Raw genomic sequence first — 8,641 nt, 5'->3', positions numbered from 1 at the left:
ATCCCGCCCAGCATCCCAGCAACGGCATACAATCCAGCTTGGCCACGGCCGGCCCCAGTTTGTAGTCTCGACAACCACAATCTAGCGGGTCGGCCGTGAGCCTCTCCCCTCAGATGGGAGAAGAACCTTTTTTATTGGGAGCGATGCTGGAAATTGAACTGTAGAGCCGAGCCTACGCTCGGCTTGTCATGAACCCCGACACGTCGCAGGCAAGAAAAAAGCCGAGCATGGGCTCGGCTACATGGGGAGGCGCTTGGCCTGCGCGTCAGTCCTCCACGCGCAGTACCGCGCCAGGCTTCAGCACGCTGCTGCCGCTCAGGCCGTTCAGCGACAGCAGGGCCTTCACCGGCATGCCGTAGCGGCGGGCGATGGTCCAGGCCGACTCGCCATCACGCACGGTGTGGCGGCGACTGCGCGGACGGTCGGCGATCGCGGCGACGGTCCTGCTGGCCTGCGGCGCGGGTACAGCGGCCGCCACCGGTGCGGCGCTGGCGACCAGCGTGGTCGCTGCCTCCGTTACCGTCGCATTTGCGGCCGAGACCGGTGCCAGCACGCGGGTGGTGCCCGAGGGGCGGCCACCGGAGGCCAGGGCCGGGTTGAGGCGGGCGATCCTGGCCGGGTCCAGGGCGCGCTGTGCGGCCCACTGCTGCACGCTGGTGCCCGCAGGCAGCGTGTGGTCCTTCAGCACCGGCACGGTGCGGTCCAGCGAGGCCATCACGCCAGGCTGGTCTTCCACGTCTTCCAGCACGCACGCCAGGGCATGCAGCTTCTCGACGTAGGCATGGGTGACCGGCGACAGGCCGGGCAACGCCGAAGGCTTGGCGTTCTGCGCGTTCATGCCAGCCTTGCGCATGGACTGCAGCACGCGGTACTCGCCGGCGTTGTAGGCCATGGTGGCCAAGCGCCAGTCGCCGCCGAACATGCCGTGCAGGGTCTTCAGGTAGCGCACTGCGGCCTGGGTCGAATCGACCGCCGACAGGCGGCCGTCATAGCCATTGGTCATCGGCACGCGGTGGTTGCGCGCGGTGGTGGCGATGAACTGCCACAGCCCGGTCGGGCCGCTGCCGTTGCGGGCATTGGGCCGGTAGCCGCTTTCCACGAAAGGAATCAGCGCGAACTCGGTGGGCAGGTCGGCCTTGCGCAGCTCTTCGACCACGTAGCCGAACAGCACCAGCGCATCGTCATCCTGGTTGGCCAGGCGCGAGGGGGCGTGGGCGAACTGCTTCTGCCAGCGCGGGCTGGTGGCCTCGGCGTCGCAGCTGGGTTCGGCCAGGCCGTCGCGGAAGCTGGTGAAGATCTCCTGGCCGTTGCGCACCGAGGCCGCTGGCAGCGAGGACGGATCCAGTGGCAGGGCCGCGGCAGCGGTCAGGTTCTGGCTGATGCCGGCGCCCAGCGACTGTGCGCCCGCGGTTCCGGCCAGCCCCAGGGCAAGGCCCAGGGCCAGCGGCAGACTTCGGCGCATCATGCGCGGAAGCCGTCTTTCCAATGCCGGAGACCGGCCATCACGTCGACGTCGTCAACGACGTCACGGCCCAGGTGTGCCGACACCGACGCACGGATGGGCGCCGCGTGCACACGCAGGAAGGGATTGCAGTCGAACTCGTTGGCCAGGGTTACCGGCAGGGTGGAACGGTCATCGCGGCGCATGGCCAAAGCCTCCTCTTGGCGCTGCCACAGGGCAGCGTTGGCGGGGTCGACATGCCGCGCGAAGACGGCATTTGACACGGTGTACTCGTGGGCGCAACAAAGCAGCAGTTGCGCGGGCAAGGTACCCAGCTTGCGCATCGATGCCAGCAGCTGGGACGGCGTACCTTCGAACAGACGTCCACAGCCCAGGCTGAACAAAGAATCTCCACTGAAAAGATGTTCAGCAGTGTGAAACGCGATGTGGCTGCGGGTATGCCCGGGCACGGATAGTACGTGGAACGTCCGGCCCAGTGCCTGAACGCGTTCACCTTCGCCGACCCGCTCGGTCGCCGTGGGAATGCGCTCTTCGACCGGCGCGATCACCCGCGCATCGGGAAAACGTGCTTTCAGGGCAGGCACGCCACCGATGTGGTCGTCGTGGTGGTGGGTGAGCAGGATCGTATCCACGCGCAGGCCCTGATCGGCCAGCGCGAGCACCGGCGCGGCGTCGCCGGGGTCAACGACCACGGCGGCACCCTCGTCGTCGATCAGCGTCCAGATGTAGTTATCCGCAAATGCGGGCAGGGCAGTCAGTCGCATAGAATTGGACCATGCCCGCGCTGCAGAGCACCCGTCAAGCGAGCCAGACCCCGTGGTTCGACAGTGAGCCGGCGGCGGCCCTGCGCGTTCTGGAACGGCAGTTGCTGCTTCCGCAGCTGTCGGTGCTGCCCGCGCAACCCTGGTTGTGGATCGCACCGAGTGCGGCCTGGCTGGAGGATGCGCAGCTGGGTGGGCGCGGCCTGCGCCTGTACCGGCAGGGGCCGGGCTATGGCGGCGATACCCGCTGCGGGCTGCCCTTGCCCCTGGCCAACGAGAGCGTCAATGCGATCGTGCTGCAGCATGTCACCACAGGCGATGCCGACCAGCTGCTCGACGAGTGCGAGCGCGTATTGATGCCGGGCGGGCATTTGTGGCTGAGCAGCCTCAATCCGTTCAGCCCGTACCGCACGCACTGGCGGCAGCATGGGCTGGTGGTGCGTACGCCGCAGCGGATCCGCCTGCTGCTCGGCCGCCATGGCCTGGAGTGCGACGATATGCGCTACCTCGGCCCGCTCTGGCGCGGTGCCGGCAGCCGTCGTGCGGGGGGCTGGGCGCCATTGCGCGCGGCCTGCCTGTTCCATGCGGAAAAACGCACGCTGGCCCTGCCCGGGCCGAAACCGTTGCCGGTGCGCTGGCACGGCACCGTTGCTACCTGATTCTGGAGCTGTATTGAAAACCATCGAAATCCACACCGACGGATCCTGCCTCGGCAATCCCGGCCCCGGCGGCTGGGCCGCGTTGCTGCGCTACAAGGGCCACGAGCGCGAGCTCAGTGGCGGTGAGGCGCACACCACCAACAACCGGATGGAGCTGATGGCGGCCATTTCCGGGCTGGAGACGCTGACCGAGCCGTGCAACATCGTGCTCTACACCGACTCGCAGTACGTGCGGCAGGGCCTGACCCAGTGGATGCCCGGCTGGATCCGCAAGAACTGGAAGACTGCCGGCGGTGATCCGGTGAAGAACCGCGAGCTGTGGGAGCGCCTGCACGCGGCCACGCTGCGGCACCAGATCGACTGGCGCTGGGTGAAGGGGCACTCCGGCGACCCGGACAATGAGCGGGTGGATACCCTGGCCCGCAACGCGGCGATCCAGGTCCGCGACGCCAGCCCGGTAAACTGAGCCCATGCGTCAGATCATCCTCGATACCGAAACCACCGGCCTGGAGTGGAAGAAGGGCAACCGCATCGTCGAAATCGGCTGCGTGGAGCTGTTCAAGCGCCGCCCGACCGGCAACAACTACCACCAGTACATCAAGCCGGACTGCGAGTTCGAACAGGGCGCGCAGGAAGTCACCGGCCTGACCCTGGAGTTCCTCGATGACAAGCCTGAATTCGCGCAGATTGCCGATGAGTTCCTGGCGTTCATCGATGGCGCCGAGCTGATCATCCACAACGCGGCGTTCGACCTCGGCTTCCTCGACAACGAGTTGTCACTGCTGGGGCCGCAGTACGGAAAGATCACCGATCGCTGTACGGTGATCGATACCCTGGCGATGGCGCGTGAGCGCTTCCCGGGCCAGCGCAACTCGCTGGATGCGCTGTGCAAGCGGCTGGGCGTGGACAACTCGCACCGTGCGCTGCACGGTGGCCTGCTCGATGCGCAGATCCTGGGCGATGTCTATATCGCGCTGACCTCGGGCCAGGAAGAGATCGGCTTCGGCCTGGGCGATGAAGATGGCGGCGGCGCCGGCGCGGGGTTGCAGGCTTTCGATACCAGCAAGCTGCTGCCGCGTCCGCGCGTGGTGGCTACACCGTCGGAACTGGAAGCGCACACCGCGCGACTGGAGCGGCTGCGCAAGAAGGCCGGGCAGGCACTGTGGGATGGCCCGAAGGTGGAAGAGCCCGCCAGCGCCTGATCATCCACGCATGGCGTGGATCTGCTGTAGAGCCGAGCCATGCTCGGCTCATGCGCGAGGCTCAGTGGCAGCGCACCAGGATCACGCTGATGTTGTCGCGGCCACCGCCGTCGAGTGCGGCGGCGACCAGCGTATCCACGCATTCCTGCGCGCTGGCATCTTCGAATGCCAGGGTGTGGGCGATGCCGCGGTCATCCACTTCCTCGGTGAGACCGTCACTGCACAGCAGCAGCTGCATGCCCGGGCGCAGCTCACCGCTGGTGGTGGCCACGTTCAGGTGGGCCGGATCAGTCACGCCCAGTGCCTGGGTGACCACGTTGCGGTGCGGATGCGCGCGGGCCTGCTCGGCGGTCAGGTTGCCCTGCGCGACCAGTTCCTGCACCACGCTGTGGTCCTGGCTGAGCTGCGCCAGCTGGCCGTCGCGCCACAGGTAGGCGCGGCTGTCGCCGACCCAGGCCACTTCATAGCGGTTGCCCTGCACACGCGCGGCGACCACGGTGGTACCCATCGGCAACGTGTCGTTGCGCCGGCGCGAGGCACGGATGATCTCTTCGTCGGCAGTGCGGATGGCCTGTGCCAGCGGTGCGCCGCGGCGGATCTCGCGCACGATGGTTTCGCGCGCCAGTGCACTGGCCACTTCGCCGCAGGCATGCCCGCCCATGCCATCGGCCACCAGCCACAGGGCCAGCTCGCTGTCACCGTAGTAGGTGTCCTCGTTGAGCTCGCGGGGCATGCCGGGGTGGGTGAGGTGTCCGAATTCGATCATGGTAGGCAGGGCGGGGTATTGCCGGGGGAGACAGGCATCATCGGGTGGCCGCAGGCATCCGGCAAGGCATGCGCCCAGGAAATTTACACTTCGTTGGCCAGAATCACTTGTCGTCGGCCTCACTTCCTCGTATGATGCGCGTCCCCGGTCCGCCGGGGACCACCCGGAGAGGTGGCAGAGTGGTTGAATGTACCTGACTCGAAATCAGGCAGGCGTTTATAGCGCCTCGGGGGTTCGAATCCCCCCCTCTCCGCCAGATAAAGAAGAAAGCCGCCCACTGGGCGGCTTTTTTCTTGGCCAACGTTCGGGAGATGCAGGCGGTTGTTGTAGTGATCGACATCTCTGATGCGGGGGGATGAGAACCCCCGACGGGGTTCGACGGTTCTGCAGGAGCAGAACCGGACAGCCGTAGGCTGGCCCTGGAGCGCGTAGCGCGGAAGGGTCGGGTGCATGGATGCACCCGACAATCCCCCCCTCTCCGCCTGATAAAGAAAAAGGGCTGCCAAAAGGCAGCCCTTTTTCTTTATCTGGCGCGGGACGCGACGCGCGTTTCGCGCGTCGCCCCACACGTTGCTGCGCAACGCGTGGGCCCCTCCCTTTGCCTGCCTCTCCCCGCCCCTGTCGGGGCAGCCCCTCAACAGAGGGGCTTGTTCCACCCGACGATTCAATGTCACGCCTGTGGGCCATCCACGCATGGCGTGGATCTACCGGGAGGCGCATTCGCGTGGTGTGGGAGTGAAGGCCATCCAAGCACGCGATGGATCCACGCATGGCGTGCGAGGGGAGGCCATTCGCACAGAGTGGGGAACCATGCCCTGTGCGAATGGCGTGTGCTCAGAACGTGTAGCCCAGCCCCAGCTGGATGCCGTTCTGGGTCTGGCCGTCGCGACGTTCGCCCACGTAGTCGACCATCACCGACAGGCGCTTGCTGGCGCGGCTGGTGATGCCGAGGTTCCAGGCCAGCACCTGCTCGCCGACGGTCTGGCTGCTGGCACCGAACAGCAGGTCCGGGGCGGCGGTGAAGCCGTTGCTGTAGCGGGCCTGGGTATCGCCCAGCTCCTTCTGCCAGAGCACGCGGGCACGCGGGGTGATGCGCTCGCCGTTGTTGCCGTCGAAGGTCTTGAACAACTGCAGGCCTGCGCCCACGCGGATGCTCTCCAGGCTGCCACTGCGGCCGACCAGTGCGGCCGCATCCTGGCCTTCGTTGAAGCGCGTGGCCGAGGTGCGCGTGTAGTCGATCACCGGCAGCAGCGGCTGGATCACCACGCCGTTGCCGGTGGTGAACGAGAACGCATGCTCCACGCGTGCGGAAATCGCGTCGTTGCTGTACTTCGCACGCAGCGGTCCCTGCAGGCCTTCAATGCCCTCGATGCTGCGGCGGGTGTCGTGGCGCAGGTCGGTGTAGCGGACGGCGGCGGACAGATAACCGCGCGAATACACTGCATCCATGTAGGCGCCGACATCCAGCGCGCGGACATCACCGGTGAATCCTGCGCCTTCGCTGGCCTTGGTCGACATGTCGGCCGCGGCAAGGCTCACGCCCAGTGTCACACGGTCGTCTGCCAGGCGGGTATCGGCACCGAGCACGATGCCGCCGATGGTGTGGCTAAGGCCGGCGACGCCACCGTCAGCGTCGATCCGGCCGTGGCTGCCGAACCCCCGCGCCCAGAAGCTGTGGTTGCGTCCGGCGTCGCCCGCGTCACTGCCCGCATCTGCCGGTGCGACCAGGTGCATCGCCAGCTGGTTGAACAGGCGATTGCCGGTCATCGCCGATTGCGCCGAGGCCGCCTGCGCGGCCTGTGCCGCCAGGCCATCAGCATCGCCACCGCTGCGCGAAGCGGCCTGATGCTGCTGTACGACATTGCCGATGCTGCCGATCAATGCGTTGTCGGCCAGGCGCAGGCTGGCATGCGCGTCACCGCGCAGGGCTCCCGCCTGGCGCGTGATGTCATCGCGGTCAGCAAACTGCAGGGCGCCCAGCAGTCCGCTCATCGACGGCGTGCGCTGCGCGGCCGCCTGCTGCAGCGCGAGGCCCAGGCCGTCGCCGGATTGCGCATTGCCGAACAGCCGGGTGTCGTCGAAGGAGGGATTGGCGGTCAACCAGATGCCGCTGCCGGTCTGGTTGACCGCGAAGCTGAGCAGCGAATTGTGGCGGGGGCGGAACACCGCGCCGGGCGCGGTGAGGTCGACCGCGCTGCCGGCTTCGCCACTACGCTCGACGTACTGGAAACGCCCTTCGATGAAGTCCGACACCGGCGCTGCGCGGGTCAGGGTGTCGGGCGTAGCGGTGCGGCACCACAGGCCAGCGTACTCACCGTTCGACGGGCCGCAGGGGGCGACGGGCAGCTGCAGGGCGCTGGCATCCACCTGGGTCCCGACCAGGTGGTTCTGCTGCCCGGCCGGGAAGAACGCCTGCTTGACGTCCAGTGTCAGCCTGGCGCTGGGGGCAATGCTCAGCACGGCGCGGTTGATGTTGCCGAACAGGTTGTAGTCACCCGCCTGCGGGTCTTCATCGACCAGGAAGTAGCGGGCTTCTTCCAGCGTGAGTGCCGGCGCGGTGCGCTGGCTGTCGACCTGGAAGGCCAGGTTCGCGCCGTCCTTGAGGTTGATGTAGCGGCCCTTGCCGATCCGGAAGCGCTCGCTGGTGAACACGTCGTCGCCACCGGGCGCCAGCGCCTCCAGCGAGTACGGGCGCATGACGATGCCGGACGGTGCGAGCGTGCCGCCGTCGTTGATGTCGATCGTGGCGTTCAAGGAGCCGTTGCCGGTCAGCACGCCGCCGCGTTCGATCACGGTCAGGCTGCGCAGTGCGCCCTGCTGCAGTTCGATGCGTCCGCCATTGCGGGCGCCGATGGCTTCGGCGTGGTGGATCCAGCCATTCTGCTGCAGGCGCAGCGTGCCACCATCGGCCACTACATACTGCGCGGCTGAGGCGGAATCCAGCGACCAGACGCCGCCCTTGCCGATGCGGATCACACCGAAGGCGTCGTCCAGCCGGATGTCCGGGGCCGATTGCTGGAAGTAGCGCAGGTTGGCCAGCGCATTGGTGTAACGGCCGCGCACGGCCAGGTTCGGATTGAGGTCTCCGCTCACTTCCTTGTCGATGGAGAGCACGTCGCCGGGCTGGACGTAACCGGCTTCGGTAACGACGCGATCACTGTAGAAGGTCACGCCGGGATATGCGGTGCAGTTGCCTGCCGCGCTCTGGTCGCGGGTGGGGCAGAAGCGCGTGGCCACGGCCGCCACGTTCGGGTCGAAGTAGCGCAGGAAGCCCGACTGCTGGGTCAGTTCATAGTGCGCCTGGACGATGCGCGCTTCGATGACCGCGAAGTCGGTCGGGCCGAACATGTCCTTGTAGTACTTGATGTACTTGTCCTGACCCGGGTACGGGGTAGGACCGTTCGGGCCGGATTCGCCATGGATGCCCAGCACCGTCTGCGTGTAGTTGCCGTGCGCCGGCAGCAGGCCGAACTGCGTCACCCTGCGCTTGACGCCGGCCACGAAGGCGTCGGCGCAGGCCGAGTAGCAGCCGCCGTCCAGTACGGTGTCCAGCCCATGCTGGCGGATGATGGCGCCCATGCCCACGCCACCGGAGGCGGCCCCGCCCGGCGAGTTGCGGAACACCACCTGGCGCAGCGGCGTACCACGGGCCTGCGCGGCCAGGACGTAGGCCTCCAGCGTCTGCGGATCGGTCGCCAGCACGTTGCCGGTGTAGTAGAGCGTGTCTCCATTCACATGGAAGGCACTGGCATGGGCCTGCGGCGCGGCAGCGATGCCGAGCAGTGCTGCAA

7 protein-coding genes and 1 tRNA gene are annotated in these 8,641 nt (G+C 67.2%); 4 read left to right on the top strand and 4 right to left on the bottom strand.

What is annotated here, in order from left to right; genetic code table 11:
• Positions 1-265 precede the first annotated feature (265 nt).
• Positions 266-1,465, bottom strand: coding sequence for a lytic transglycosylase domain-containing protein (locus QRO91_RS20725; protein ID WP_049430235.1), 1,200 nt, complete (start codon positions 1,463-1,465; stop codon positions 266-268).
• Entirely contained in the window at positions 1,462-2,226 is a 765-nt protein-coding gene (gloB, locus tag QRO91_RS20720; protein WP_049430232.1) for a hydroxyacylglutathione hydrolase, read from the bottom strand. Before gloB ends, QRO91_RS20725 begins: the two co-directional genes overlap by 4 nt.
• An 11-nt stretch (positions 2,227-2,237) precedes the next feature.
• Here gloB and QRO91_RS20715 point away from each other — a divergent pair, with 11 nt between their 5' ends.
• From QRO91_RS20715 to dnaQ, 3 genes are read left to right on the top strand one after another with little or no spacing between them, the layout of a single operon-like run.
• A complete protein-coding gene (locus QRO91_RS20715; RefSeq protein ID WP_049430230.1) occupies positions 2,238-2,882 on the top strand; it encodes a hypothetical protein in 645 nt (214 codons plus the stop codon).
• A 13-nt stretch (positions 2,883-2,895) separates the two neighbouring features.
• Positions 2,896-3,348 carry a ribonuclease HI gene (rnhA, locus tag QRO91_RS20710; protein WP_049430229.1) on the top strand — a complete coding sequence of 151 codons (453 nt, stop codon included), beginning with the start codon at positions 2,896-2,898 and terminating at the stop codon, positions 3,346-3,348.
• Positions 3,349-3,352: 4 nt separating this feature from the next.
• A complete protein-coding gene (gene dnaQ / locus QRO91_RS20705; RefSeq protein WP_285310538.1) occupies positions 3,353-4,084 on the top strand; it encodes a DNA polymerase III subunit epsilon in 732 nt (243 codons plus the stop codon).
• A 61-nt stretch (positions 4,085-4,145) separates the two neighbouring features.
• Here the strand turns inward: dnaQ and QRO91_RS20700 are convergent, their stop codons facing one another.
• Positions 4,146-4,850: a PP2C family serine/threonine-protein phosphatase gene (locus tag QRO91_RS20700; protein WP_285310537.1), complete on the bottom strand. Its 705-nt coding sequence runs from the start codon at positions 4,848-4,850 to the stop codon at positions 4,146-4,148.
• A 165-nt stretch (positions 4,851-5,015) separates the two neighbouring features.
• On the opposite strand from QRO91_RS20700, the gene QRO91_RS20695 reads away from it, so the two are divergent.
• Positions 5,016-5,106: transfer RNA gene (locus tag QRO91_RS20695), tRNA-Ser, on the top strand.
• Positions 5,107-5,684: 578 nt separating this feature from the next.
• Here QRO91_RS20695 and QRO91_RS20690 read toward each other — a convergent pair.
• Complete coding sequence (locus QRO91_RS20690) at positions 5,685-8,633, bottom strand: autotransporter domain-containing protein (RefSeq protein WP_285310539.1); 2,949 nt, start codon at positions 8,631-8,633, stop codon at positions 5,685-5,687.
• Positions 8,634-8,641: the final 8 nt, after the last annotated feature.

This window comes from Stenotrophomonas maltophilia group sp. Smal32 (assembly GCF_030237085.1).
GTDB classification, from domain to species: domain Bacteria; phylum Pseudomonadota; class Gammaproteobacteria; order Xanthomonadales; family Xanthomonadaceae; genus Stenotrophomonas; species Stenotrophomonas maltophilia_Q.
The sequence above is the reverse complement of the archived record's forward strand: the minus strand, read 5'-3'. Positions and strand labels throughout refer to the sequence as shown.

Bases quoted from the DNA above. Each gene is read 5' to 3' on its own strand.
- QRO91_RS20725 (WP_049430235.1), bottom strand. From the start codon at position 1,465: ATGATGCGCCGAAGTCTGCCGCTGGCCCTGGGCCTTGCCCTGGGGCTG.
- QRO91_RS20715 (WP_049430230.1), top strand. From the start codon at position 2,238: ATGCCCGCGCTGCAGAGCACCCGTCAAGCGAGCCAGACCCCGTGGTTC.
- QRO91_RS20700 (WP_285310537.1), bottom strand. From the start codon at position 4,850: ATGATCGAATTCGGACACCTCACCCACCCCGGCATGCCCCGCGAGCTC.
- gloB (WP_049430232.1), bottom strand. From the start codon at position 2,226: ATGCGACTGACTGCCCTGCCCGCATTTGCGGATAACTACATCTGGACG.
- dnaQ (WP_285310538.1), top strand. From the start codon at position 3,353: ATGCGTCAGATCATCCTCGATACCGAAACCACCGGCCTGGAGTGGAAG.